Here is a 24,780-nt window from a genome sequence, read left to right on the forward strand (position 1 = left end):
AGAGGGTGGCACCGCCCGAGCTGACATTATGCGCGATTCATCGCGGCAGTTTCCGGATCAGCGCTGTCGCCAGCTTCATCGTCTGCTGCGCCAGCGGCGTCGGCCGCTTGTGCGCCGAGGTCACGAAGCACAGCACACTGGTCGGGGCCGGCTCGGTCAGCGGCCGGATCGCGAGCTCACTCGCCCGCCCCGACGCCGCCACACCGCTCGGGGTCAGCACGGCGTGGCCGTAGCCGGCGCAGACGAGATCGATGATCGAGGGCACGCTCGACACTTCCCAGGCGATGTCGAGCTTGATGCCGGCGAGCGCCGCCTGCGTCTCCAGCAGCCGCCGCATCGCGTGCACGCGCTCCGGCATGATCAGGCTGTAGCGCGACAGCTCGGCCATCGGCAGCGGCGCGGTGACGCGACGCTTGCCCTTGGGCGCGTGGCTCACCAGCGCCAACGGCTCCTGCAGCACCGGCGTGATCTCGATGCCGGCCTGGGCGTCGGGGTTGTAGACCATCCCGACGTCGATGCGGCCCGAGGTGATCCACTCCACGACATGCGTCGACAGGCCCTCGACGACGGCGAGCCGCGCCGCCGGATATTCCTTCCGGAAGCGGTCGATCAGCGGCAGGGTCAATTGCCGCGCGATGCTCGGCGGCAGGCCGATGGTGACGCGGCCGACCGGCGCGTCGCGGCTGGCGCCAAGATCCTCGCGCGCATGCGCCACCAGCTGCAGCACGCCGACGCTGTGGTCGAGCAGTCGCTTGCCGGCCTCGGTGAGCTCGACGCCGCGGCCATTGCGCGCGAACAGCTGCTGCTTCAGCTCGGACTCCAGCGCCCGCACCTGTCGCGACAGCGCGGGTTGCGCCACGTCGAGCACGGAGGCGGCCTTGCTGAACGAGCCGAGCTCGGCGACCTGGACGAAATATTCGAGCTGCTTGAGGTTCATGGGTGGGGGGCTCGACGAGCAAGCGTAAGGCTGCCCCGCTGCCGACCCGACCCCCCGCTGTCGTCCCTGCGAACGCAGGGACCCATAACCACCGGCCGTGATTGTTGAGCGCGAAAGGCGACTCCGAGTCTTTTCCGACAATCGGCCGTCCGCGGTATGGGTCCCTGCGTTCGCAGGGACGACAGCGGAGGATGCCGCGGCAGCTTAGCCAACCGTCCTATGACCTGGCTCATTAGCCCGCCTCATCTCAATTCAGCACGTTTACCGAGAAATTCAGCACCGACGCGAACGCGACCCAGCACGCATAAGGCACGAACAGCAGCGCCGCTGTGCGATCCTCGCGCCACTGCATCACAATAAACGTCACGATCAGCACAAACATGCTGACGATGATCGCGAACGCGACCCACATCAGGTGCGCGGTGAAGAACACCGGCGACCAGGCGAAGTTGAGCACCAGCTGGCCCCACCACACCTGCATCACGGCGCCGCTCTCGACCCGCTCATAGGTGCGCCAGCCGGCGAGCGCGACCAGGATGTAGATCACCGTCCAGGCGATCGGAAACAGCCAGCCCGGCGGGGTGAACCAGGGCTTGTTGAGCGAGCCGTACCAGGCGCCGGGCATGTTGGAGGCGCCGATGATCCAGCCGCCTCCGACCACGAGGACCAGGAGGACGAGGAGATGCAGGATGGATCGGTTCATATTCCGCTCGGCGTGATTCTTCAGGGCTGATCCGCTGGCGACCGGCAGCCATGCGGCCGGAGCACCCACGCGCGCACTGGACAGGGCCGCCCGCTGCGCGTAGCCAGGACATAACACAATGCGAGGAAAAGTCAGGGTTTTCCCCTGGCGCCAATGTCCAGGGACCGGGAACGCCGATCACTTCAGCGCCGGGGTCCTGATACCAGGAACGGAGCTTTCTCAGTGGCTGATTCCCCGGCCCCCTCCTCAGCCATCGCCTCGATCGCGGCCGTCGAAGCCGGCCTCGCCGCGCAGGGCTATATCGCCAGCCGCCAGATCGCGACCGCCGTCTATCTGTCGCAGGCGATCGACAAACCGATCCTGGTCGAGGGTCCGGCCGGCGTCGGCAAGACCGAGCTTGCGAAGGCGATCGCCGCCTGGCGCGGCCTGAAGATGATCCGGCTGCAATGCTATGAGGGCCTCGACGAGGCCAAGGCGCTGTACGAGTGGAAATACGCCAAGCAGCTGCTCTACACCCAGATCCTGAAAGACAAGCTCGGCGAGGTGCTCGGCGGCGCGCAGACCCTGCACGCCGCGCTCGGCCAGCTGCACGATTTCGGCGACGTGTTCTTCTCCAAGGAATTCGTCGAGCCGCGACCGCTGCTGCAGGCCCTGCTCGAGCCCGAAGGCTGCGTGCTGCTGATCGACGAGATCGACAAGTCCGACGCCGAGTTCGAATCGCTGCTCTTGGAAATCCTCTCCGACTTCCAGGTCACGATCCCCGAACTCGGCAGCATCGCGGCGGCCAAGCCGCCGACCGTGATCCTGACCTCCAACTCCGAGCGCAATCTCGGCGACGCGCTGAAGCGGCGCTGCCTGCATCTGCATATCGGCTTCCCCGAGCAGCGGCTGGAGGAGCGCATCGTCGAGAGCCGCGTGCCCGGCATCTCGCAGACCTTGCGCCGCCAGCTCGTCGCCTTCATCCATGACATCCGGACGCTGGACCTGAAGAAGCAGCCCTCCGTCAGCGAGACCATCGACTGGGCGCGCGTGCTGGTGCTGCTGCAAGCCGCCGAACTCGGCCATGAGATGGTCAAGGACACGCTCAACGTGCTGCTGAAATACGAGTCGGACATCGAGGTGGCACTGCCGCAGGTGACGACCTTCGTCGCCAAGGCGCAGCGCCAGAACATCTTCGGGTAGGCGCCATGCAGGAGAACCTGCATCGGTTCTTCCGGGCGGCGCGCGGCGCCGGCGTGCACGTCTCGCCGGCCGAGAGCATCGATGCGATGCGCGCGGTGGCCAGCGTCGGTGTCGCCGATCGCACGGTCCTGCGCGACACGATGCTGCTGACGCTCGCCAAGAGCGAGGACGAGAAGAAGGCGCTCGGCGCCTGCTTCGATCTGTTCTTCGCCCATGTCGATCCGGCGCAGGCCGAGGCGAATGACGAGACGCAGCAGGACGCGGCGTCGAACGAGGCCCAGGCGGCTCCGCCACCCGGACAACCGGCCGGCGGTGAGGCGAATGCTGAGCTCGGCCCCCTCGCCCAGATGCTGCTGGCGCAGAACACCGCCGACATCTCGGCCGCGATCGCCAACGCCTCCAGCGCCGTCGGCCTGTCCGAGATCCGCTACTTCACCCAGCGCGGCCTGTACTCCAGCCGCATGCTGGAGACCATGGGCATCCAGCGGCTGCGCGACGATCTCGACGCGCTGACGGAGACCACCCCGGCGCTCGCCGAGCGGCTGCAGGCCGGCCTCGACGGCTTGCGCGACACCGTGCGCGATGCGGTCGCGCAGGCGCTGGCGCTGTACGGCCGCGAGGAGACCGAGAACCTGCGCCACGAGATCCTGCGCAATGCGCAGCTGTCGCGCATCGAGCCGCGCCAGGTCGCCGAGATGCGGGCGCTGATCCGGCAGATCGCGCGCCGCCTGCGCGAGCGCTACAGCAAGCCCCGCAAGCGCCAGCGCCGCGGCCATCTCGACGTCCGCCGCACGCTCCGCCGCAACGCCGCCTGGGGCAGCGTCCCCTTCCTCACCGCCTGGAAGCGGAAGCACCGCGACCGCCCCAAGATCGTGGCGCTGTGCGACGTCTCCGGCTCGGTCGCCCGCGTCTCCGACTTCTTCCTGCTCCTGATCCACAGCCTGCACGACGTCGTCAGCGACGTCCGCTCATTCGCGTTTTCGGGCCATCTGATCGAGGTCAGCGAGATCCTGGAGCGGAAGTCCGCGGAGGACGCGATGGCCGAGATCATGCACAAGGTCGGCTTCGGCTCGTCCGACTACGGCTCCTCGCTGGTCGATTTCGAGAAGCAGTTCATGGCCTCGGTGACGCCGCAGACCACCGTGATCGTGCTCGGCGACGCCCGCAGCAACAAGCTCGATCCGCGCGCGGATATTTTGAAAGCCATCTCCGAACGCGCCAAGCGCGTCGTCTGGCTCAACCCGGAAGGCCGCGTCACCTGGGGCTGGGGGGACTCCGAAATGCCGCGCTACCAGACCTTCTGCAACGTGGTGCGCCCGTGCGCCACGGCGCAGCAGCTTGAGCGCGCGGTCAGCGACATCGTGTCGGCGTATCAGTAGGCGCAGGCTCTCACCACGCGTCATTGCGAGCGAAGCGAAGCAATCCAGGGCCGTTTCCATAACCCTGGATTGCTTCGCCGCTACGCTCCTCGCAATGACGCCGAGGGATTCGTAGGTGGGCAAAGACGTGGTGCGGCGCAAGCCGCGCGACGGCGTGTTCACCGGCGGACCATCCGCGAAGGATGGTGGGCACGGCGCGATCAGACAGCGCCAACAAACAACCGCCACCGCAGGCGTGCCTTTGCCCATCCTACGCAGCGTTTCCCGAGCTACCGTCCCCCTGCCGCCCGCTTCAACAACGCCGCACGCTGCTGGTCCGTAAAACTCACGCCCGACTTCTTCTCCACCACCCGCACCGCCCATGACCGCATCGGATCGTCATCCACCCGCGCCGGCTCGCGCAGGATGGCGATGCTGATCTCCAGCATCTTGGCGTCAGCCTGGTGCTCGACGCCGCCGCCCCCGGCATTGGCGAGCGCCCATCCGCCGGCCGCCGCTCCGAGGGCCGCCGCCAGCGCGGTTGCTACCACTAACTTCCAGTCCACGATTGTCCCCCTGCTCCCACACGCCACGTCGCGGCCACGCTCGAACAGGTTCTTGTCTGCGACATGGCGATCTCGAGTCCGTCCGTCGGCAGAAATCCCGTCCGGCAACCACATTTGTTCGGACTACGGGCAGCTCCACGACCACAGTCGATGGCGGCAGGAACGGATGCCAGCGAGGACGCTTAGCATCTCGGCATCTCTCGGAGGCCTCCATGATCGACAATGACCGCAACGATCCCGATCGCCGGCGCATCAGCACGATGGCGATGGCCGGCGGCGGCGCGCTCGCCGTGCTGCTGGTCGCCCTCATCGCCTGGCCGTTCGTCACCCGAAATCCGATCGGAACACCAAACGGGGGCGCGAATCCGTCAGCGACATCCGACACCACCGTCGGCCGCACCATGCCGGCGCAGCAGGCGGCCGAAAGCGCCGTTGGCAAGAACGATCCGGCCGGACAAGCGGACGCGACCGGCGGTCGCGAGCGCGCCATCAAGCAGAGCTCGCAGCCGCTGTCGCTCAGCGATCAGGCGCGCAGCCAGGTCAAGAACGTCATCAGCAGGCAGAACGCTCCGCGCGTGCAGCAGGCGCAGTTCGAGATGATGATCGGCTCCGCCGTCCCTGGACAGGTGCAGTTGCAGGACATCCCGCCGGAGATCACGCAGATCATGAACGGCTATTGGGGCGATCAGTATGTGCTGGTGCAGGACAAGCTCGTCATCGTCGACCAGCACACGCGGCGCGTCGTCGCGATCGTGCCCGGAGTCGCCTGAACCCGTCAGACGATGTTCGGGTCGCGTCCCTCGACTGTCGCGAAACACCGCTGATGCGCGGAAATGGCGAGGTTCGCCATCCTCAGCCGGCTGGTCTGGCCACGATCCACCATCCGCGAGATCTCGGCCGCGAGGAACTGATAGGTCGCGAACTCGTCGCGGACCGCGCCAGTGCGCCAGAGGAAGTCGAGCGCGATGTCGTAGGCCTCAGCGGCCGCGGGCTGTCGGAAATCGCTGAAGATCAAGCGTGCCATCGAGGAGAAGGCGCGGAGGCGAGTCTGGTTCCTATCCCGGGACATGATCTCACCATCTTCGTGCCGACCTGGCCTCAGCGCGGCACCACCGCGGTGGCCTCGATTTCAACGCGCGCCGCCTTCTCCACCAGCCTGACGACCTGCACCAGCGCCATGGCCGGATAGTGACTGCCGAAGATCTCGCGGTAGATCCGGCCGAGCTCCTTCAAATTACCGAGATACTCCTCCATGTCGACGACGTACCAGGTCAGCCGCACGAGATGCTCGGGCCGTGCCTGTCCTTCGGACAGAATCGCCGCGATGTTCTGCAGCGCCTGCCGTACCTGTGCGACGAAGCCCTCGGCCAGCGTCTCGGTCTCGTCCCAGCCGATCACCCCGCCGGTGACGACGACGCGGCCCTCGGCACTGATGCCGTTGGCATAGCCCTTCGGCATCGGCCAGCCGCTCGGCTGCAGCACGCGCGGGCTCGCATCATCCTGCTTCACCACGGCGAGCGTGGGCGCTTTGCTCGTGCTCACGAACGTCTCTCCTTATCTCTGCTACGCGGCCGTACCCGAAGCGGCGGCCGCCTGCGCGATCTGCCGCAGGGCGAACCGCTTCAGCTTGCCGGTCTCGGTCTTGGGCAGCTGCGTCACGAACTCAATCGCGCGCGGATATTTGTACGGCGCGATCTCGCGTTTGACATGCTCCTGCAACTCGGCCACCAGCGCTGGTGTCCCTTCGGCCCCCGGCGCCAGCACGACATAGGCTTTCACGACCATCCCGCGCGCCTCGTCCGGAGCGCCGACCACGCCGCATTCGGCAACCGCCGGATGCGTCAGCAGCGCCGCCTCGACGTCGGTGCCGGCGATGTTGTAGCCCGACGACACGATCATGTCGTCGGAGCGGGACTGGTACCAGAAGTAGCCGTCCTCATCCATCACATAGGTGTCGCCGGTGACGTTCCAGCCGTTCTGGACATATTTGCGCTGGCGCTCGTCGGCGAGATAGCGGCAGCCGGTGGGGCCGCGCACCGCGAGCCGGCCCATCGTGCCCGGCGGCACGTCGCGCCCCTCGTCGTCGACGATCTTGGCCTCGTAGCCCGGCACCGGCTTGCCGGTGGCGCCGGGACGGATCTCGTCCTCCACTGCGCTGATGAAGATGTGCAGCATCTCGGTCGAGCCGATGCCGTCCATCAGCTTCAGCCCGGTCGCCTTCAGCCAGGCCTCGAACGTCGGCTTCGGCAGCGTTTCGCCGGCGGAGACGCATTTGCGCAGCGAGGAGATGTCGCGGCCTTCGAGCTTGCCCAGCATGGCGCGATAGGCCGTCGGCGCGGTGAAACAGACGGTCGCCTTACAGCGCTCGATCGCGGCGAGCAGATCGTCCGGCGCGGTCTTTTCCAGCACGACATAGGACGCGCCGATATGCATCGGGAACAGTACGCCGCCAAAGCCGAAGGTGAAGGCGAGCGGCGCGGTGCCGATGAAGCGATCGCTTGGGCTGGCGCGCAGCACGTTGCGGGCGTAGCCGTCGCACACCGCGAGCATGTCGCGGTGGAAATGCATCGTGCCCTTGGGATCGCCCGTCGTGCCCGAGGTGAAGGCGATCAGGCAGAGATCGTCGGAGGCGGTATCGACCGCAGTGAACTCCGGACTTGCATCGGCGATCAGCGCTTCCAGCGCATCGGGCTGCCCGTTGCCCCAATACACGACCTGCTTCAGCGCCGGTGCAACGGCGCGGGTCTTTTCCATCTCGTCGGCGAGCTTGCCGTCACACAGCGCCACCGCGATCTGCGCCTTCTGGATCGGATAGGACAGCTCCTTGGCGCGCAGCAGCGGCATGGTGGCCACCACGATGCCGCCGGCCTTGATCGCCGCGAGATAGGTCGCGACCATCATCGGATTGTTGGCGGAGCGCAGCAGCACGCGGCCGCCGGGCACGAGACCGAGCTTGCCGACCAGGACGTTGGCGATCCTGTTCACCAGGGCCTGCAGCTCACCATAGGTGTAGCTGACCTCTGTGCTGATGATGCAGGGCGCATCGCCCCGCCCCTCCTCGACCCACCGGTCGAGGAAATGCGTCACGCAGTTCAGCCGCGGCGGATACTGGAATTCGGGCCGGCTGAACACGAAGTCGGGCCACAGCTCGCGCGGCGGCAGATGATCCTGAGCGAAAGTGTCGACGTGGGCGCTGTGCGCATGCGCGCTGGCGCTCTCCGGCTGCTGAACCTTGGCGGCAGTGGCCATCACACGCTCCTGTCTCAAAGGGAAGGACGCCCGGCACGTTTCAGTCCTAAACATTTTAGACTTAAAACAATTGGACGCAAGGGCCGAGAGGAGCGGAAGAGAGCCGAAGATTGTGCACTGCCCGCAAATTGTTTGAGCGTTTGCCGCGCAGGGCGGTGCGCCTGCGACGTCTTGTCAGGCCGACCTCAGTCCTGCCGGCGCTGCACGGCCTTCTGCGCGGAGCCCTTGGTCTTGGCCAGGAGCCGCATCAGCTCGCGCACGTCCTTCTCTGTCAGCTCGCCGAAGATGTCGGCGATCCAGGTCTCGTGCTCGGCCGCCATCTTGCGGAATTCGGCACGCCCGAGCTTGGTCAGCCGGATCACCTGGACACGGCGGTCGGTATCCGAGGTGCGGCGATCGAGATGGCCGGATTCGACGAGGCGCTCCACCAGCCCGGTGACGTTGCCATTCGACACCATCATGCGCTTGGAGACATCTGACAGCGTCATGCCGTCAGGCGCCTTGTCGAGCTGCGCCATCAGGTCGAAGCGCGGCAAGGTCACGTCGAAGCGCTCACGCAGGCGGCCGCGGATCTCGCCCTCGATCAGCGTCGTGCAGGTGAGCAGGCGCAGCCACAGCCGCAACTCGTCGGCGTGGTCCTCGGGCAGTTCGACGGCCTTGGTCTCGGAATCAAGCGTCATGACGGAATCACTGGGACACGTTCAGCCTTATCGGGCGTGGCTCATGAGTTTGACCTTCAGGGCCTGTTGGGAGCAAGGAAAAACGTACCGTCATTTGCGCCGGTCAATCAGGACGGCAATTCCTTTAACCTTCAAGCAATTGGCGCGGCGCTTGCATAAGGCGGAAACTGCCCTTTCCGCAAGCAGCTCGCTTGCGGCTGAGGGCGTGATCAGACTAGGTTTGAGACCAAGCTGCGGTCTGACCACCCTTTGGTCAGGTGCAAAAAACATAAACCTGAATTTCCGCATCCCGGGGAGTTGTCATGAAAATGAGTTCGAAGCTGGCCGGTCTTCGTGCTGGTCTTGGTGCTGGTTTTGGCGTTGTCGCGAGCCTGCTTGCCCAGCCGGCATTCGCCGCCGACAAGATCAAGATCGGCGTCATCGTCACCCTGTCCGGGCCCGCGGCCGCGCTCGGCGGGCAGGTTCGCGACGGCTTCAATCTCGCGATCAAGGACCTCGGCGGCAAGATGAGCGGCAAGGACGTCGAGGTGGTGGTCGCCGACGACGAGCTGAAGCCGGACGCCGCGATCACCAAGGTCAAAGGCCTGCTGGAGCGCGACAAGGTCGACTTCGTCGTCGGTCCGATCTTCTCCAACATGCTGCAGGCGATCCATCGGCCCGTCACCGAGAACAAAACCTTCCTGATCAGCCCGAATGCCGGCCCCTCCAGCTACGCCGGCAAGGAGTGCAGCCCCTATTTCTACGTGACCTCGTACCAGAACGACCAGGTGCACGCGGTGCTCGGCAAGGTCGCGCAGGATCGCGGCTACAAGAAGATGTACCTGCTGGTTCCGAACTACCAGGCGGGGCGCGATTCCGTCGCGGGCTTCAAGCTGGACTACAAGGGCGAGATCGTCGAGGAATCCTACGTTCCGCTCAATACGCTCGACTTCCAGCCTGAGCTGTCGAAGATCTCGTCGCAGAAGCCGGACGCCGTGTTCACGTTCATGCCGGGCGGCATGGGCGTGAACCTGGTCAAGCAGTTCAAGCAGGCCGGCCTCGCCGACACGGTCCCGGTGCTCTCCGCCTTCACGGTCGACGAATCCACCCTCCCCGCGCAGCAGGATGCGGCTGTCGGCATGTTCGGCGGCGCCAACTGGGCGCCCAATTTCGACAATCCGCAGAGCAAGAAGTTCGTCGCCGGCTATGAGGCGGCCTACAACAGCGTCCCGGGCACCTATGCGATGCAGGCCTATGATGCCGCGCTGCTGATCGACAGTGCCGTGAAGGCGGTCGGGGGCGACCTCGTCGACAAGGACAAGGTGTCCGCGGCCCTGAAGAAGGCCGATTTCGCCTCGCTGCGCGGCAACTTCAAGTTCAACACCAACGGTTATCCGATCCAGGACTTCTATCTCACCAAGGTCGCCAAGCGGCCCGACGGCAAGTTCCAGACCGAGATCGTGCAGAAGGTGTTCGAGAACTACGCCGACCGCTACGCCAAGGACTGTGCGGCCAAGTAACAAGAGGGAGCGAAACCAATATGAGCCATCCGGAAATCGCCGGCATCACCCGGGCCAATGAGGGCATCCAGGGGATCTCCTGGAACATCCTCGGCCAGATCTACGTGCCGAAGAATCGCACCGAGCACAGTTTCTCCTGGCATGCGACGTTCCCCGTCGGCACCTTCGTGCCGCCGCACATCCATCCCGACCAGGACGAGTATCTCTACATCCTCGAGGGCCGGCTCGACTTCTTCCTCGACGGCGCCGAGGAATACGCCACCGCCGGCGACACGGTGCGGCTGCCGATGGGCAAGCCGCACGGCATCTTCAACAAGTCGCAGCAGACCGCGAAGACCTTGTTCTGGGTGTCGCCGACGCGCCGGCTCTACGAGCTGTTCTGGGCGATCCACAACATGCGCGAGCAGAACCCCGACGACGTTGTGAAGCTCGCCGCCGAGCACAACATCCACTTCCTGCCCCCGCCTCCGGGAGCGTGAGTCAGGCTGACGCCTGGGATCGAACTTTACGGCAGAAGGCGGTGCTCTCCCTCTCCCCGTTCTTACGGGGAGAGGGTCGGGGTGAGGGGCAGCCACACGGGCAGTCTCAATGCGACTAGGAGGCCTGGCGCGTCACCATCCGTGCGGCAAAGCCAGCCCGGCTCGCATAGCCCCGCACGATGCCCTCGCGAGCCTCGTAGTTCAAAATGGTGTTGATGTCGGTGAACCCCTGCGGCGCCAGCTGCTCGACCGCATCGATCACGCCCTCCGGCCCGCCGCGTCGGTTCGACGCCACGATCTCCGCCGTCATCGGCAGCCGCTTCTGCTCATAGGCCATCAGCGCCTGGCGCGGATGCTCGGATCGAGCCAAGGCATCGGCGAGCGCACGGGCATCGAGGATCGCCTGCGACGCGCCATTGGAGCCGACCGGGTACATCGGATGCGCCGCATCGCCGAGCAAGGTGATGCGCCCGCTCGACCAGTAGGGCAGAGGATCGCGGTCACAGCAGGGATATTCCCAGAACTCCGGCGTCGCGCGCACCATCGCGGCGAAGTCGACCTGGGGAATGGAGAAGCCGTTGACATGCGGCATCAGCTCGTCGGCCTTGCCCAGCCGCGACCAGTCCTCGCGCCGCGGCGGCGCGGTGTTGGCATCGCCGATGCGCACCAGCACGGCCCAGTTGGTGAGGCGGGTTGCGGGGCTCGATCCCTCGGCGATCGGATAGATCACCGCCTTGGCGTTAAGGCCGCCGGCGATGATCATCGAGCGCCCGGTCAGGAACACCGGCCAGTCGGTGGCGCCGCGCCATAGCATCAGCCCATTCCAGCACGGCGCGCCTTCGTTCGGGAACAGCGTCTGCCGGACCTTGGAATGAATGCCGTCGGCGCCGATCAGCACGTCGCCGCGGACGGTGTGAACGTGAGAGCCGGCGCGGTCGAAGAAATAGGCGGTGACGCCGCCCTCGTCCTGGGTGAAGGAGCCGAGCCGGCAGCCGGTGTGGACCTTCTCCGGCCCGAGCCGCTGCATCACAGCCTGATGGATTACGCTCTGCAGCCGGCCGCGATGGATCGAGAATTGCGGCACATCATGGCCCGCGTCGACGCCGCGGATCTCGTGCCAGACCTCCTGGCCGCGCCGGGTGAGGTAGAACAGCTCGTAGGTGCGGATCGCGACCTCATCCAGCCGGTCGAGCAGCCCGAGCTGGGCGAGCTCGCGGATCGCATGCGGCAGGGTGTTGATGCCGACCCCGAGCTCGCGGATCGCATCCGCCTGCTCGAACAGCTCACAATCGATGCCGCGCGCCCGCAGCATCAGGGCTGTCGTCAATCCGCCGATACCGCCGCCAACGATGATCGCCTTCATCGTCCCCTACTCCACTGACATTGGACGTACCGGGCGATAGCGTCGCACGGCGGCTTACTCCGCCGCAAGCGGCTTCGCAGCCTCGGCCTTCAGCTCCGCCCGCGTTTTCGGCTTAGCCTTAATCTTCAGCTCCTCGAAGTCCTGCCGCTCCCGCACGCTGTTGCGGAAGATCTGCTCCTTGCCCGGCAGATATTGCGGCGGGCAGAACATTTCGGCGCCATACCAGGCGGCGGCCTTCATGGTGAAGGCCGGATCGACGAGATGCGGACGGCCGAGCGCGACGAGATCGGCGCGGCCGGCGGCGAGGATGGTGTTGACCTGATCCGCCGTCGTGATGTTGCCGACGCACATGGTCGCGACATGGGCCTCGTTGCGGACCTGGTCGGAGAACGGCGTCTGGAACATGCGGCCGTAGATCGGCCGGGCCTCGCGCACGGTCTGGCCGGTCGAGACGTCGACGAGATCGACACCCGCTTCACCGAACGCGCGGGCGATCAGCACCGCGTCGTCGCCCGTAATGCCACCCTCGGCCCAGTCAGTCGCGGAGATGCGCACCGACATCGGCTTGTGCGCCGGCCACGCCGCACGCATCGCGGCAAAGACTTCCAGCGGGAAGCGCAAGCGGTTGTCCAGCGAGCCGCCATACTCGTCCGTGCGTTTGTTGGTGAGCGGCGAGATGAAGCTCGCGAGCAGGTAGCCGTGGGCGCAATGCAGCTCGAGCATGTCGAAGCCGCAGCGATCACCGCGCTCGGCCGCCGCGACGAAGTCCGCCTTGATCGCGTCCATCGCGCCACGGTCGAGCTCCCGCGGCACCTGGCTGTCCGGGAAGTACGGCAGCGGCGATGCCGACACGACATCCCAGCCCCCCTTCTCCAGCGGACGGTCCATGCCGTCCCACATCAGCTTGGTCGCGCCCTTGCGGCCGGCATGGCCGAGCTGCAGCGCGAACTTGGCCTGAGAGTTGGCATGGACGAAATCGACGATGCGCTTCCAGGCCGCTTCCTGCACATCGGTCCATAGGCCGGCGCAGCCGGGCGTGATGCGAGCGTCGCGACTGACGCAGGTCATCTCGGTGAACAGCAGGCCGGCGCCGCCGATGGCGCGCGAGCCGTAATGCACGAGGTGGAAATCGCCGGGTACGCCCTCGTCGGCCGAGTACATGCACATCGGCGACAGCACGGCGCGATTGGCCAGCGTCATCTCGCGCAGCTTGAGCGGCTGGAACATCGGCGCCGAGGGCTTCTCGACGTCGACGTCAAAGCCCTTGGCGCGGACCTGGCGCGCGAAGGCCTTGTCGACCTCGGCCACGAAATCCGGCGCGCGCAGCGTGAGATTGTCGTAGGTGATCGCCTTCGAGCGCGTCATGACGCCGAACGCGAACTGCACCGGATCGAAATCCCAGAAGCGGTCGACATGCTCGAACCAGACCAGCGAGACGTCGGCCGCGTGCTGCGTCTTCTCGACCTCCTCGCGGCGGCCATGCTCATAGAGATCGAGCGCTGCCGGAATGGTCGGCGCGCGCTGCATGGCGTCGGCCAGCGCGATCGCATCCTCCATCGCGAGCTTGGTGCCCGAGCCGATCGAGAAATGCGCCGTCGACTTGGCGTCGCCCAGCAGCACCATGTTGTCCTTGACCCAGCGCTTGTTCCGGATCATCGGGAAGTTGCGCCACATCGAGCGGTTGATCAGCAGCGGATGATCGCCGAGGAACCAGCCGAAGATCTCCTTCATCCGGTCGGCGGACTGCCGCTCGTCGAGACCGGTCAGGCCAGCCTTCTCGAAGGTCTCGGGATCGGTCTCGAAGATCCACGTCGAATGCCCCGCCTCGTACTGATAGGCGTGCGCGATGAACGGGCCCCACTCCGTCTCCTGGAAGATGAAGGTGAAGGCATCGAGCGGCTTGGTCGAGCCCATCCAGGCGAACTTGTTGGCGCGCAGGTCCACTTCAGGCTGGAAGTGATCGACATGCTTCTGGCGGAAGCGGCTGTTGATGCCGTCTGACAGGATCAACAGGTCCGCATCTGCGAACTGCGCCTCGTCCTCGAGATCGATCTCGAAGTGCAGGGTGACGCCGAGCTCTCTCGCGCGCTCCTGGAGGATCCGCAACAAGGTGCGGCGCGAGCAGCCGCAGAAGCCGTTGCCGCCGACCCGGTGCACCGTGCCGCGGAAGTGCACGGCGATGTCGTCCCAGTAGGCGAACTCCTGGGTGATGCGCTGGTAGCTCGGCAGATCGTGCTTCTCGAAATTGTCGAGCGTGGCGTCGGAGAACACCACGCCGAAGCCGAACGTGTCGTCGGCACGGTTGCGTTCGTAGACCGCGATGTCGGCCTTGGGCCGCTGCTTCTTGAGCAATATCGCCGCATAGAGACCGGCAGGTCCGCCGCCGATGATCGCGATCTTCATGAGCGCCTCCACTGGAGAGCCGAGCCAACGGAAATTATTTTAGACCTAAAATATCTCCTGGCAAGCCCCTTCGGTTCCGGCGGCAGCTCAATTGCCCTGGAAGACCGGCTTCGACTTGGCGGCGAAGGCTTCGAAGGCGCGGTTGAAATCCTCTGTCGTCATGCACAACGCCTGGGCAACTGCCTCCGCCTCGATCGCCTCTTCCACCGACATCGCCCATTCCATCGCCAGCATGCGCTTGGTCATCGTGTTGGCGAAGGTCGGGCCGTTGGCGATCTCGTTGGCCAGCGCGACGGCCTGCGCCAACACGTCGCTCGGTGCAACGATCCGGCTGAAGAAGCCCCAGCGCTCGCCTTCGTCCGCGCTCATGAAGCGGCCGGTGTAGAGCAGCTCGGAGGCGCGCGACTGGCCGACGATGCGCGGCAGGATCGCGCAGGCGCCCATGTCGCAGCCGGCGAGACCGACCTTGTTGAACAGGAACGCGACCTTGGCGCCGGTCGCGGCGAGCCGGATGTCGGAGGCCATCGCGACGATCGCGCCGGCGCCGGCGCAGATCCCCTCGACAGCGGCGACCACCGGCTGCGGACACGCGCGCATCGCCTTGACGAGATCTCCGGTCATACGCGTGAACGCGGTGAGCCCCTTGGTGTCCATCTTCACCAGCGGTCCGATGATTTCGAACACGTCGCCACCCGAGGAGAAATTGCCGCCCGCACCGGTCACGACCACCACCTTGACGTCATCGTCGAACGCGCAGGCTCGGAAAAAATCGGTCAGCTCGCGATAGCTCTCGAACGTCAATGGATTCTTCCGCTCCGGCCGGTTCAGCGTGACCGTCGCCACCCGGTCCTTGACCGTGAGCAGGAAATGGCTCGGCTTGTAGTCCGCCAGCGGCACGGTGACGGGATTGGCCGGTCTCGACATGTGAGCTCCCTTTGTTCGATTGTTCTGTTTCGACGGTCCGGCTTAGACTTCGCCGCCCGCCACGGCGATCGCCTGTCCGGTGATCGCGCCGGCACCGCGACCGCACAGCCACAGCACGGTGTCAGCGACTTCCTGCGGCTTGATCAGGCGGCCTTGCGGATTGTGCTTGGCGAGCTCGGCCACGGCCTGCTCGCGGCTGCGTCCGGTCTTCTTCATGATGTTGTCGACGCTATCCGCGACGAGGTCGGTATCGGTGAAGCCGGGACAGACGGCATTGACGGTGATATCAGTCGCAGCCAGCTCAAGGGCCAGCGAACGCGTCAGTCCGACGACGGCATGTTTCGCGGCGGTGTAGGCGCTGACATAGGGATAGCCCTTGAGGCCCGCCGTCGATGCGACGGCGACGATCCGGCCGTAAGGCCGGCCTTTCATCGCCGGCAGCACGGCCTGAACGGCGTGAACCACACCCATGAAGTTGATGTCCATCATGCGGCGGAACAGCGCAGCGTCGGATTTCAGGAACGGCGCGGACTCCGCGCTCCCGGCGTTGGCAACGAGAATGTCGATCGGCCGGCGCGCAGCCGCCTCGGCGCATGCGGCATTAAGCGCGGCCTGATCGGCGACATCGGCGATGGCAACATGATCGGCACAGCCGGCGGCCACCGCCTCATCGAGCGTTGCGCGGTTGCGACCGACGATCGTCACGGTTGCGCCCGCAAGCTTCAGGGCGCGCGCGATCTCGCGGCCGATGCCGCGCCCGCCGCCCGTCACCATGGCATGCGCCGCTGCAGGCAGTCCGGACATTGCGCGCGCCTCCTCATCTCTTGCAATACGATCGCAGCACCGAAGTTATTTTAAACTTCAAATTTTTGCAACAACGCGCGCGAAGCGGCTTGACACCCCGTGCGCCGCGACTAGCGTTCATGGGTCCGTTGCGCGCAGCGTTGCCGCAACGGGCGCATCCCGGAGGTCTGCGTGCCTGCTTCGCAAATCCTGACCACGAAGGACGGCCGCTTCGGCTACGAGGCCGCCGGCGAGCCGCAGCGGCGCACCATTGTCTTCCTGCACGGCATCGGCGGCGCCGCGCGCGCGTGGCGAGACCAACTCGGACATTTCGGCGCGGACTGTCACGCGGTCGCCTGGGACATGCCCGGCTACGGCGGATCCGTTCGGCTTGGTGATGTCAGCATCAGCACGCTTGCGGCCGCGCTGCAGGACTTTCTCATCCAGATCGATGCCCCACAGCCGATTCTGGTCGGACATTCCATCGGCGGCATGATCGTGCAGGAATGGCTGATCGCGCATCCGCACGCAGCCGCCGCGGTGGTGCTGGCGCAGACCAGTCCGGCGTTCGGCAAGGCCGACGGCGACTGGCAGAAATCCTTCATCGAGGCCCGCCTCGGTCCGCTCGATCGCGGCGCCACCATGGCCTCGCTCGCGCCGGATCTCGTCAAGGAGCTGGTCGGCGACGATCCGGATCCGCAGGGAGTAGCGGTTGCGACCTCCTGCATGGCCGCCGTGCCCGAAGCCAGTTATCGCGCCAGCATGCTGGCATTGCTCGGTTTCGACAGGCGGCAATCCTTGAAGGAGATCAGGGTGCCGACCTTGGTCCTGTCGGGTTCGAAAGATCGCAACGCGCCGGCGCCGATGATGGAGAAGATGGCGAGCTTCATTCCTTCGTCCAGCTATGTCGAGCTTGAAGGCGCCGGCCATCTCGTCAATCTCGAGCGGCCCGGCGAATTCAACGCCGCGCTCGACGCCTTTCTCAAAGCACACGCGACGACGACTGCGGAGGCACGATGACCATCCAGGTCCAGAAAACGGCGACGGCATCCGGTGAGGCGCTCGATGCGCCGATGTTCGATCCCGCCGCGTACCGGCTGACCGCCGAGCAGGCCGACATCATCACCCGTGCCCGGCAGCTCGGACAGAGCGTGCTCGCGGGACGCGCGGCGACGTGGGATCGCGAAGCCAGCTTTCCGACCGAGAACTACAAGGACCTGCATCGCGCCGGCCTGCTCGGGATCTCCGTCCCGAAGGAGCTCGGCGGCCTCGGCGCGGGCTACCAGACTTATGCACTGACCGCAGCCGAGATCGGTCGCTATTGCGGCGCCACGGCGCTGACCTGGAACATGCATGTCTGCTCGACCTTGTGGTCCGGGCCGCTCGCCGACGATCTCGACATGGACGATGACGTCCGCGCCGAGCACCAGCGGCGGCGTGCCATCCACTACAAGCGCATCGTCGAGGACGGCGCGATCTACTCGCAGCCGTTCTCGGAAGGCGGCGCAGCGGCGGCAGGTGGCGTTGCGTTCGGCACCGAGGCCAAGCCGGTCAAGGGCGGCTGGCTGGTCAGCGGCAAGAAGATCTTCGCCTCGCTCGCCGGGCATGCCGACTATTACGGGGTGCTCTGCACCGAGGTCAGCGAAGGCGAGAAGGCCTCTCGTCGCAACACCCTGTATCTCGCGGTGCCGGCGAACGCCGAGGGCGTGTCCGTCGTCGGCGACTGGGATCCCCTTGGCATGCGCGGCACCGTCTCGCGCACGCTGCTGTTCAAGGACGTGTTCGTCGAGGAGGACGCGGCGCTGATGCCGCGCGGCGTCTACTTCCAGGCGGCGCTGCGCTGGCCGCATATGTTCATGACGCTGTCGCCGACCTATATGGGGCTGGCGCAGGCGGCCTACGATTTCACGCTCAAATATCTGCGCGGCGAGGTGCCGGGAATGCCGCCGGTCAAGCGGCGGATGTACCCCACGAAGCAGATCGCGGTGGCGCAGATGCAGATCAAGCTGGAGCAGATCAAGGGCATCTGGTTCCAGGCGGTCACCGAGGCCCGCGCCAATCCGACCAAGGAGCAGGTGCTGCGCGCCTATGCCGCGCAGTACTCGGTGATGGAGGGCGCCAACGAGCTCGCGGCGCTGGCCATCCGCACCTGCGGCGGCCAGTCGATGCTCAAGACCTTGCCGCTGGAGCGCATCTATCGCGACAGCCGCTGCGGCTCGCTGATGCTGCCCTGGACCGCTGAGCTGTGCCTCGACCGCATCGGCCGCGAGGCGCTGTACGAGCCCGGCGAGACGGACGACTGAGCGTGGACCTCTGCAGCCTGATCGAGCGCAACGCCGCGTTCACGCCGGACAAGCCGGCGATCCGCTTCGAAGGCGCGACGCTCACCTATGCCGAATTCAGCCGACGCATCGCGTCCACGGCGCGGGCGCTGAAGTCCGAGTTCGGCGTCGGACGCGGCGACCGCGTCGCGATCCTCAGCTTGAACCGACCGGACTATCTGGTCCTGCTCTATGCCTGCGCGCGGCTCGGCGCGATCCTGGTGCCGCTGAACTGGCGGCTCGCGGTCGCCGAGCAGCTCTTCATCCTGTCGGATGCCGCCGCGAAGGTGCTGGTGCTCGAGCAGTCGTTTGCGCCGGTGCTGCCGGCGCTTGCCGCGCAACATCCCGAGACCGTGCCGGTCGGCGTCGATTTTACGCCATCCGGCGGATTGCAGCTCGATGATCTGCTGGCCCGCGGCCGCGGTGACGATCGCAACCCGCACATCGATCTCTCCTGCCCGCTGCTGATCGTCTACACCTCGGGCACGACAGGCCGGCCCAAGGGCGCCGTGCTGCGCCAGGAGGCGCTGCTGTGGAACGGGATGATGAGCCAGCACATGCATGGCCTCACCTCGGACGATCACGTGCTGACGGTGCTGCCGCTGTTCCATGTCGGCGGCCTCAACATCCAGACCACGCCGGCGCTGCATCATGGCGCCACGGTCACGCTGCACGCGCGCTTCACGCCGGACTCGACGCTGGCGGCGATCGCTGGCGAGCGGCCGACATTGACGGTCCTGGTACCAGCGACCGTCCAGGCCGTCACCGAGCATCCCGGCTGGGCCCAGGCCGACCTCTCCTCGCTCAAGGCCGTCTCGACCGGCTCGAGCATCGTGCCGCCAGCGCTGATCGCGCGCATCACCGCGCGCGGCGTGCCGGTGCTGCAGGTCTATGGCTCGACCGAGACCTGCCCGATCGCGGTCTACACGCGTCTTGGCGGCGATCTTTCGCGCACGGGCTCCACCGGCCTGGCCGGGCTCTGCTGCGAGGCGAAGATCATCGACCGGGATGGCGAGGAGCTGCCGGCCGGCAAACCAGGCGAGATCGCCGTGCGCGGGCCCAACGTGTTCTTCGAATATTGGGGCAACGCCAAAGCCACGCAGCAGGCGATCCACGACGGCTGGTACCGCACCGGCGACATCGCGCAGCGCGATGCGGACGGGCACTTCTTCGTGCTCGAGCGCAAGAACAACATGATCATCTCCGGCGGCGAGAACGTCTATCCGGCCGAGATCGAGCGCGTGTTGAACGAGCATCCCGACGTCGTGGATTGCGGCGTAATCGGCCGGCCCGATCCGCGCTGGGACGAAGTGCCGGTGGCGTTCGTGGTCAAGCGCCAAGATTGCGCGCTCGATGCCGAGACGTTGCGCGCGCATCTGCAGGCGCAGCTCGCGCGCTTCAAGGTGCCGCGCGACATCGTCTTCGTCGACGATCTGCCGCGCACCGCGCTCGGCAAGGTGCAGCATCATCTGCTGCGGCAGATCGACGGGCCCACATGATCGAACCGGAGATGCGATCTTGAAAATAGCAGTGCTCGGCGGCGGCAACGGCTCGTTCGCGGCAGCAGGTGATTTTGCACTCGGGGGTCACGAGGTCAGGTTCTGGCGCCGTGACGCTGAGCTGGTGGCGCAACATCGGGCGGCAGGATCGACGATCATCGTCAAGGACGTCAACGGCCGGCACGAGGCGAGGCTCGCGCTGGTGACGACCGACATCGGCGAGGCTGTCCGCGGTGCCGAGCTGATCCTCTGTCCGGCGCCGGCCTTCGCGCAAGCCGACATCGCGAAGCAGCTGGCGCCGCATCTCACCGCCGGCCAAGTCGTGTTTCTGCCGCCGGCGACGTTCGGCACGATGATCTTCGCCGCGGCCGCGCGCGATGCCGGCAACAAAGCCGAGGTCAGCTACGCCGAGACCGGCACCCTGCCCTGGCTGACGCGCAAGCACGGGCCGTTCGAGGTCGCGATCACCATTCGCGCCAAGCGGCTCCCCGTCGGCGTGTTTCCGTTGAATACCGCCGCGCATGCGCTTGATGTCATCGGCCGCGCCTTCCCCGGCGTGATCGAGCCGTGCGGCGATGCGCTGTCGGGTGCGCTGATGAATGCCGGCTGCATCATTCATCCGCCGCTGATCGTGATGAATGCCGGCCCGATCGAGCATTTCGAGCGCTGGGACATTCACAAGGAGGGCACGCAGCCATCGATCCGCCGCGTCACCGATGCGCTCGATGCTGAAAGGATCGCGGTGCGCGAAGCGCTCGGCTACGGCGCGCCGCATTTTCCGCTTGCGCATCACTACGCCAAGCACGGCGAGATCTGGATGTATGGGCGCGGCTCGCATGACCGGCTCACCGATTCCGGCGACTGGCGCGAACAGCTGGTGCTGACGGAGCATCGCTACATGCGCGAGGATCTCCGGCTCGGTCTGTCGTTCCTGATCTCGGCCGCGGAGCTGACCGGCACGCCAACGCCGCTCGCCCGTGCCTTTCTCGCCATCGGCGGCGCGATCTGCGGCGAGGATTTCTTGACGACGGGACGCACGCTGGCCAGCCTCGGCCTTGGCGGTCTCGACCGGGCGGCGTTGCAGGCGCTGCTGCGCAACGGGTTCGCCGCATGAGCCCGCGCAGTCACATCGCCTGTCTCGGCGCCGGCCGCATGGGCCGCGGCATTGCCGTCGCGTTCGCCTATGCCGGTCATCCCGTCACGATGATCGACATCAAGCCGCGCACGGCGGAGGAGTTCGCGAAGCTGGAGCGCGAGGCGCTCGGCGAGATCAGCGCGACCTTCGCGACCCTGGCGCGGCTCGGGATGCTGCAGGCGGCGGATGCCGACAAGCTGATGGCCAAAGTCACCGTCGCTCCAGCCGGCGCGAGCAGCGAAGTACTGGCGCGGACGACGCTCGTGTTCGAAGGCGTGCCGGAGATCGTCGACCTCAAGCGCGAGGTGCTCGGCGCGGCCTCGCGCGCTGTGGCGCCGGACGTCATCATCGCCTCGACCACGTCGACGATCCTGGTCGATGATCTCTCCGGCGCGGTCGAGAAGCCCGAGCGCTTCCTCAATGCGCATTGGCTCAATCCGGCCTATCTGATCCCGCTGATCGAGATCTCGCCGGGCAAGGCCACCGATCCCGACGTGACGGCGCGGCTGAAGGCGCTGCTCGAAGGCATCGGCAAGGTGCCGGTGGTGTGCGCGGCGACACCGGGCTTCATCGTGCCGCGCATCCAGGCGCTCGCCATGAACGAGGCCGCGCGCATGGTCGGCGAAGGCGTCGCCAGCGCCGAGGAGATCGACAAGGCGATCCGCTACGGCTTCGGATTCCGCTACGCGGTGCTCGGCCTGCTCGAATTCATCGACTGGGGCGGCGGCGACATTCTCTACTACGCGAGCCGCTATCTCGAAGGCGCGCTGGGCAGCGACCGCTACCGCGCGCCCGAGGTGATCGAGACAAACATGGCCGAGGGACGCATCGGTTTGCGAACCGGCGCGGGATTTCTCGATTATTCCGGGATGGACGTCGCCGCCTATCGCGAGCAACGACTCGGCGCGCTGGTCGACATGCTCAGGCATTTCAAGCTGGCCCGGCCGCCGGTGGTGGATTGAGCACGACGCAAGTCGTCAGCGCACGCCGCTGTCGTCCCGGCCTCGAGCCGGGACCCATAACCACCTGCGGCTCTGCAAGGCAGGCAAGTGGCCCAGGTCGGGGCTCAAACATCGCGCTGGGGGTTATAGATCCCGGATCTTCGCGCGCGATGCGCGGGCGTCCGGGATGACGACGGAGGGCTTGTCGCGCAGCGGGGCCTTCCATCGTCCACTGAGCCAGGCTGCACGTTTGGCGGACGATGACGGTGGTGAGGAAACGCAGCAGCGCAACGGGAGCCAGTGTCGCGAGCGTCTGCCGCTGACCTACCCGAACACGTCCTGCAGCACGCCATCCTTGATCACGACCATGCCATCGAGCTCGATCGTGGTGCCCATCATCGGCAGATCGAAATGCCCCGCCGTGTAGCGGCCGGCGAATTCGTTGGCGCCGGTGGAGAACAGGAAGTTGCCGGGGACGGCGCGCAGCTCGGTGCCGTTGGTGTCGCGCTGATCGTACATGGTCAGCGCCTCGTAGCGCGCGCCGGGATTCATGCCCCAGCCGACATGCGAGACGGCGTACGCCTCGCGGTCGCCCCAGGACGCCAGATAGGCGCGCATCATCGCGGCGTCAGCGCCCTCGCCTTCGAGCGCGGTGATGTAGTCATCACGCATGGTCATGGTGACAGGCGAGCTCAGATAGCGCTTGAAGGTGAGGTTGATGTCGCCGGGCGCCATGACGATGGTGCCGTTGACCGATTTGCTTTTCGGGAAGCTGACCACGATGCCGCCCGGCCAGTGCGCGAGCGTGCCCGGACGATCGGTCCAGCCCCAGACGCCGACGGTGGAGGCCCCTTCCATGACGACGTCGAGATCGGTTCCGGCCTTCGACGTCACGCGCATACGCTTCGTCCCGCGCAGCATCTTGGCGGCGGCGCGCACGCGCTTCTCCAGCGCGGAGTCAGGACGCATGCGTTCCAACGCTTCGGGATGCTCGTTGGAGATCACGAGAATGCGCGCGCCGGCTTTCAGGATTTCCGGCGTCTCCACCGCATGCATCAGGCCTTCGATGGTGCAGTCGACGACGAAGCCGGCCTGCTGGAGCGCGGTCACGACGGGGCCAAGCTTGCCGATGGCCTCCGACGCGCCGGTCGATCGTACCGGGACCGGATGGGGGTTGCGCGGGGTCGGCACCACGACATGGAAGGGACGCGCGCCCATGCGCAGCAGCGCCAATTCGGCGATGTGCACGTTGAGCGGCCGCGACTGCGTCTCCGACAGGATGGCGGCGGTGTCGCCGGCCTTCACGGCGCAGCGCTCGAAGATCTCGCAGAATGCGTCGATCCATTTCGCCTCGATGCGATCCGCCAGCATGGTCGTTCTCCCGATTGTTGTTGGTTGCTTTTATCAGACTGAGGGGAAGCCGCGCAGCAGATACGCCCGCAGGCCCTGCAGCAGGGCGTTGAGAATGAGGCCCAAAAGCGAGATCGTGATCAGCGGCACGAACATGTCGACGGCCTGGAAGGTGCGCGCGGCCGTCACCAGAACGTGGCCGAGCCCGTCGGTCGAGGTGATCATCTCGGCCAGGAACACCACGATGCAGGAGATCACGAGGCCGATGCGGCAGCCGGTCAGGATCGACGGCATGGCGGCGGGCAGCACGACCTTCCACAGCACATCGCGCGGCGGCGTGCCGGCGGCGAGCGCCGACCAGATCAGCTTCTGCTCGACGGTGGTGGCGCCATAATAGGTCGACAGCAGGATCGGAAACAGCGCGTCCGCCGCGACCAGCATGATCTTGGATTCGTGGCCGAAGCCGAGCAGCAGCAGGAAGGCCGGATAGAGCGCGACCTTCGGCAGCGGCGCGAGCACCCGCACGATCGGCTTGACGGCGGCGTTGACCGGCGGACTCACCGCCGCAGCGATGCCAAGCGAGACGCCGAGCACGACGGCGATAGCGAAGCCCGCGAACAGCCGGAACAAGGTCGCGGCGATGTCCTGCTGGAAGGTGATGCTGGAGAGTTGCTGCGCCATGCGCAGGAACACCTGCCCGGGCGGCGGCAGCAGGGTCGGCGGCGCGTAGCCGAACGACACCAAGCCCTGCCATAGCAGCAGGACCAGCACGATCGGCGCGGCTCCGAGCAGGACGTCGTTGGAGGTGGGCGTCATGAGAAGCTCAGCGGCATGTCGAACTGCGGCTCCGACCAGCGCACCAGCCAGCGACGGATCACCTCGAACGCGGCGTCGAGGCAGATGCCCATCGCGCCGACGATGATGATCATCGCGAACACGGTGTCGTACTGGCCCATGTCGAGCGCATTGAACAGGATGTTGCCGGCGCCGGACTGCCGCGCGATCATCTCGCTCGTCACCATCGTGATCAGCGCCAGGACGAGGCCGGTGCGACAGCCGGTCAGAATCTCCGGCAGTGCGGCGGGCAGGACGATGCGCAGCAGACGCTGAACCGGCGACAGGCCCATGGCCGCGCCCGACCACAGCATCTTCTCCTCCACCGCCTTGGCGCCCTCGAAGCTGTGATAGATCACTGGCAGGCTGACGCCGAGGAAGATCACCAGCGTCTTCGAGATATCGCCGACGCCGAGCCACAGCATGATGATCGGCATCAGCGCGGCCTTCGGCACCGGGTAGATCAGCATCAGCAGCGGATTGAAGAAAGCGGCGGTCGCGCGGCTGCGGCCCATCAGCAATCCCAGCGGGATCGAGAAAGCCAGCGCGAGCCCGAAGCCGATCGCCATCCGCC

At 66.3% G+C, this 24,780-nt stretch carries 24 protein-coding genes; 10 read left to right on the forward strand and 14 right to left on the reverse strand.

Annotated features, from left to right (window positions below; genetic code table 11):
• Positions 1-37: 37 nt before the first annotated feature.
• Together BRAO375_RS03915 and BRAO375_RS03920 are read right to left on the reverse strand one after the other, a co-directional pair.
• Positions 38-937, reverse strand: a complete 900-nt coding sequence (locus BRAO375_RS03915) for a LysR family transcriptional regulator (RefSeq protein WP_009026155.1) — start codon at positions 935-937, stop codon at positions 38-40.
• Between the two features lie 247 nt (positions 938-1,184).
• Positions 1,185-1,598: a TspO/MBR family protein gene (locus BRAO375_RS03920; RefSeq protein WP_009026156.1), complete on the reverse strand. Its 414-nt coding sequence runs from the start codon at positions 1,596-1,598 to the stop codon at positions 1,185-1,187.
• Positions 1,599-1,862: 264 nt separating this feature from the next.
• On the opposite strand from BRAO375_RS03920, the gene BRAO375_RS03925 reads away from it, so the two are divergent.
• On the forward strand, positions 1,863-2,822 hold the full coding sequence (locus tag BRAO375_RS03925) for an AAA family ATPase (protein ID WP_009026157.1): 960 nt from the start codon (positions 1,863-1,865) through the stop codon (positions 2,820-2,822).
• 5 nt (positions 2,823-2,827) lie between these two features.
• On the forward strand, positions 2,828-4,201 hold the full coding sequence (locus BRAO375_RS03930; RefSeq protein ID WP_009026158.1) for a vWA domain-containing protein: 1,374 nt from the start codon (positions 2,828-2,830) through the stop codon (positions 4,199-4,201).
• Positions 4,202-4,470: 269 nt separating this feature from the next.
• Here the strand turns inward: BRAO375_RS03930 and BRAO375_RS03935 are convergent, their stop codons facing one another.
• Positions 4,471-4,746, reverse strand: coding sequence for a hypothetical protein (locus BRAO375_RS03935; protein ID WP_009026159.1), 276 nt, complete (start codon positions 4,744-4,746; stop codon positions 4,471-4,473).
• Positions 4,747-4,958: 212 nt separating this feature from the next.
• Here BRAO375_RS03935 and BRAO375_RS03940 point away from each other — a divergent pair, with 212 nt between their 5' ends.
• Complete coding sequence (locus BRAO375_RS03940; protein WP_009026160.1) at positions 4,959-5,516, forward strand: DUF1236 domain-containing protein; 558 nt, start codon at positions 4,959-4,961, stop codon at positions 5,514-5,516.
• Positions 5,517-5,521: 5 nt separating this feature from the next.
• Here BRAO375_RS03940 and BRAO375_RS03945 read toward each other — a convergent pair whose 3' ends face one another.
• From BRAO375_RS03945 to BRAO375_RS03960, 4 genes are all read right to left on the reverse strand, one after another.
• A complete protein-coding gene (locus BRAO375_RS03945; RefSeq protein ID WP_009026161.1) occupies positions 5,522-5,761 on the reverse strand; it encodes a hypothetical protein in 240 nt (79 codons plus the stop codon).
• An 83-nt stretch (positions 5,762-5,844) separates the two neighbouring features.
• Positions 5,845-6,288 (reverse strand): RidA family protein, encoded by a 444-nt coding sequence (locus BRAO375_RS03950; RefSeq protein ID WP_009026162.1) that lies wholly within the window; start codon positions 6,286-6,288, stop codon positions 5,845-5,847.
• Positions 6,289-6,309: 21 nt separating this feature from the next.
• Complete coding sequence (locus BRAO375_RS03955) at positions 6,310-7,995, reverse strand: benzoate-CoA ligase family protein (protein ID WP_009026163.1); 1,686 nt, start codon at positions 7,993-7,995, stop codon at positions 6,310-6,312.
• Positions 7,996-8,180: 185 nt separating this feature from the next.
• Positions 8,181-8,675: a MarR family winged helix-turn-helix transcriptional regulator gene (locus BRAO375_RS03960; protein ID WP_009026164.1), complete on the reverse strand. Its 495-nt coding sequence runs from the start codon at positions 8,673-8,675 to the stop codon at positions 8,181-8,183.
• A gap of 302 nt (positions 8,676-8,977) precedes the next feature.
• Between BRAO375_RS03960 and BRAO375_RS03965 the strand changes: the two genes are divergently transcribed.
• Both BRAO375_RS03965 and BRAO375_RS03970 read left to right on the forward strand, forming a co-directional pair.
• The gene (locus BRAO375_RS03965) at positions 8,978-10,174 is read left to right on the forward strand and encodes an ABC transporter substrate-binding protein (RefSeq protein WP_009026166.1); all 1,197 of its coding nucleotides are present in this window, start codon (positions 8,978-8,980) and stop codon (positions 10,172-10,174) included.
• A 20-nt stretch (positions 10,175-10,194) separates the two neighbouring features.
• On the forward strand, positions 10,195-10,653 hold the full coding sequence (locus tag BRAO375_RS03970) for a cupin domain-containing protein (RefSeq protein ID WP_008963203.1): 459 nt from the start codon (positions 10,195-10,197) through the stop codon (positions 10,651-10,653).
• Between the two features lie 115 nt (positions 10,654-10,768).
• On the opposite strand, the gene BRAO375_RS03975 is transcribed toward BRAO375_RS03970, so the two are convergent.
• The 4 genes from BRAO375_RS03975 to BRAO375_RS03990 all read right to left on the reverse strand — a co-directional run bounded on the left by BRAO375_RS03975 (position 10,769) and on the right by BRAO375_RS03990 (position 16,147).
• Entirely contained in the window at positions 10,769-12,016 is a 1,248-nt protein-coding gene (locus tag BRAO375_RS03975; protein ID WP_009026167.1) for a flavin-dependent oxidoreductase, read from the reverse strand.
• Between the two features lie 54 nt (positions 12,017-12,070).
• Positions 12,071-14,419, reverse strand: a complete 2,349-nt coding sequence (locus BRAO375_RS03980; protein ID WP_009026168.1) for a bifunctional salicylyl-CoA 5-hydroxylase/oxidoreductase — start codon at positions 14,417-14,419, stop codon at positions 12,071-12,073.
• A gap of 87 nt (positions 14,420-14,506) precedes the next feature.
• A complete protein-coding gene (locus BRAO375_RS03985) occupies positions 14,507-15,343 on the reverse strand; it encodes an enoyl-CoA hydratase family protein (RefSeq protein WP_009026169.1) in 837 nt (278 codons plus the stop codon).
• A 42-nt stretch (positions 15,344-15,385) separates the two neighbouring features.
• Complete coding sequence (locus BRAO375_RS03990; RefSeq protein ID WP_009026170.1) at positions 15,386-16,147, reverse strand: SDR family NAD(P)-dependent oxidoreductase; 762 nt, start codon at positions 16,145-16,147, stop codon at positions 15,386-15,388.
• Between the two features lie 171 nt (positions 16,148-16,318).
• On the opposite strand from BRAO375_RS03990, the gene BRAO375_RS03995 reads away from it, so the two are divergent.
• Genes BRAO375_RS03995 through BRAO375_RS04015 form a run of 5 tightly spaced genes read left to right on the forward strand, consistent with a single transcriptional unit; the run spans position 16,319 to position 22,043 of the window.
• Complete coding sequence (locus BRAO375_RS03995; protein WP_009026171.1) at positions 16,319-17,146, forward strand: alpha/beta fold hydrolase; 828 nt, start codon at positions 16,319-16,321, stop codon at positions 17,144-17,146.
• Positions 17,143-18,429 (forward strand): acyl-CoA dehydrogenase family protein, encoded by a 1,287-nt coding sequence (locus BRAO375_RS04000; RefSeq protein ID WP_035638858.1) that lies wholly within the window; start codon positions 17,143-17,145, stop codon positions 18,427-18,429. The genes BRAO375_RS03995 and BRAO375_RS04000 overlap by 4 nt, the downstream gene beginning before the upstream one ends.
• 2 nt (positions 18,430-18,431) lie before the next feature.
• Positions 18,432-19,946: a class I adenylate-forming enzyme family protein gene (locus BRAO375_RS04005; RefSeq protein WP_009026173.1), complete on the forward strand. Its 1,515-nt coding sequence runs from the start codon at positions 18,432-18,434 to the stop codon at positions 19,944-19,946.
• 19 nt (positions 19,947-19,965) lie between these two features.
• A complete protein-coding gene (locus BRAO375_RS04010) occupies positions 19,966-21,060 on the forward strand; it encodes an NAD/NADP-dependent octopine/nopaline dehydrogenase family protein (protein WP_035638861.1) in 1,095 nt (364 codons plus the stop codon).
• Positions 21,057-22,043: a 3-hydroxybutyryl-CoA dehydrogenase gene (locus BRAO375_RS04015; RefSeq protein ID WP_035638863.1), complete on the forward strand. Its 987-nt coding sequence runs from the start codon at positions 21,057-21,059 to the stop codon at positions 22,041-22,043. Before BRAO375_RS04010 ends, BRAO375_RS04015 begins: the two co-directional genes overlap by 4 nt.
• Before the next feature lie 303 nt (positions 22,044-22,346).
• Here BRAO375_RS04015 and BRAO375_RS04020 read toward each other — a convergent pair whose 3' ends face one another.
• From BRAO375_RS04020 to BRAO375_RS04030, 3 genes are all read right to left on the reverse strand, one after another.
• Entirely contained in the window at positions 22,347-23,393 is a 1,047-nt protein-coding gene (locus tag BRAO375_RS04020; RefSeq protein WP_009026176.1) for a 2,5-dihydroxypyridine 5,6-dioxygenase NicX family protein, read from the reverse strand.
• Positions 23,394-23,426: 33 nt separating this feature from the next.
• The gene (locus tag BRAO375_RS04025) at positions 23,427-24,188 is read right to left on the reverse strand and encodes an ABC transporter permease (RefSeq protein WP_009026177.1); all 762 of its coding nucleotides are present in this window, start codon (positions 24,186-24,188) and stop codon (positions 23,427-23,429) included.
• The coding region (locus BRAO375_RS04030; RefSeq protein WP_035638865.1) for an ABC transporter permease at positions 24,185-24,780 on the reverse strand (596 nt) is incomplete at its 5' end. The genes BRAO375_RS04030 and BRAO375_RS04025, both read right to left, overlap by 4 nt.

Origin of the sequence: Bradyrhizobium sp. ORS 375, assembly GCF_000239775.1 — a bacterium.
In the GTDB taxonomy this organism is placed as follows: Bacteria; Pseudomonadota; Alphaproteobacteria; order Rhizobiales; family Xanthobacteraceae; genus Bradyrhizobium.

Excerpts from the sequence above, each read along its gene's own strand:
- BRAO375_RS03915 (WP_009026155.1), bottom strand. The coding sequence starts at position 937 with ATGAACCTCAAGCAGCTCGAATATTTCGTCCAGGTCGCCGAGCTCGGC.
- BRAO375_RS03930 (WP_009026158.1), top strand. The coding sequence starts at position 2,828 with ATGCAGGAGAACCTGCATCGGTTCTTCCGGGCGGCGCGCGGCGCCGGC.
- BRAO375_RS03940 (WP_009026160.1), top strand. The coding sequence starts at position 4,959 with ATGATCGACAATGACCGCAACGATCCCGATCGCCGGCGCATCAGCACG.
- BRAO375_RS03955 (WP_009026163.1), bottom strand. The coding sequence starts at position 7,995 with ATGGCCACTGCCGCCAAGGTTCAGCAGCCGGAGAGCGCCAGCGCGCAT.
- BRAO375_RS03960 (WP_009026164.1), bottom strand. The coding sequence starts at position 8,675 with ATGACGCTTGATTCCGAGACCAAGGCCGTCGAACTGCCCGAGGACCAC.
- BRAO375_RS03965 (WP_009026166.1), top strand. The coding sequence starts at position 8,978 with ATGAAAATGAGTTCGAAGCTGGCCGGTCTTCGTGCTGGTCTTGGTGCT.
- BRAO375_RS03970 (WP_008963203.1), top strand. The coding sequence starts at position 10,195 with ATGAGCCATCCGGAAATCGCCGGCATCACCCGGGCCAATGAGGGCATC.
- BRAO375_RS03975 (WP_009026167.1), bottom strand. The coding sequence starts at position 12,016 with ATGAAGGCGATCATCGTTGGCGGCGGTATCGGCGGATTGACGACAGCC.
- BRAO375_RS03980 (WP_009026168.1), bottom strand. The coding sequence starts at position 14,419 with ATGAAGATCGCGATCATCGGCGGCGGACCTGCCGGTCTCTATGCGGCG.
- BRAO375_RS03985 (WP_009026169.1), bottom strand. The coding sequence starts at position 15,343 with ATGTCGAGACCGGCCAATCCCGTCACCGTGCCGCTGGCGGACTACAAG.
- BRAO375_RS03990 (WP_009026170.1), bottom strand. The coding sequence starts at position 16,147 with ATGTCCGGACTGCCTGCAGCGGCGCATGCCATGGTGACGGGCGGCGGG.
- BRAO375_RS04000 (WP_035638858.1), top strand. The coding sequence starts at position 17,143 with ATGACCATCCAGGTCCAGAAAACGGCGACGGCATCCGGTGAGGCGCTC.
- BRAO375_RS04015 (WP_035638863.1), top strand. The coding sequence starts at position 21,057 with ATGAGCCCGCGCAGTCACATCGCCTGTCTCGGCGCCGGCCGCATGGGC.
- BRAO375_RS04020 (WP_009026176.1), bottom strand. The coding sequence starts at position 23,393 with ATGCTGGCGGATCGCATCGAGGCGAAATGGATCGACGCATTCTGCGAG.
- BRAO375_RS04025 (WP_009026177.1), bottom strand. The coding sequence starts at position 24,188 with ATGACGCCCACCTCCAACGACGTCCTGCTCGGAGCCGCGCCGATCGTG.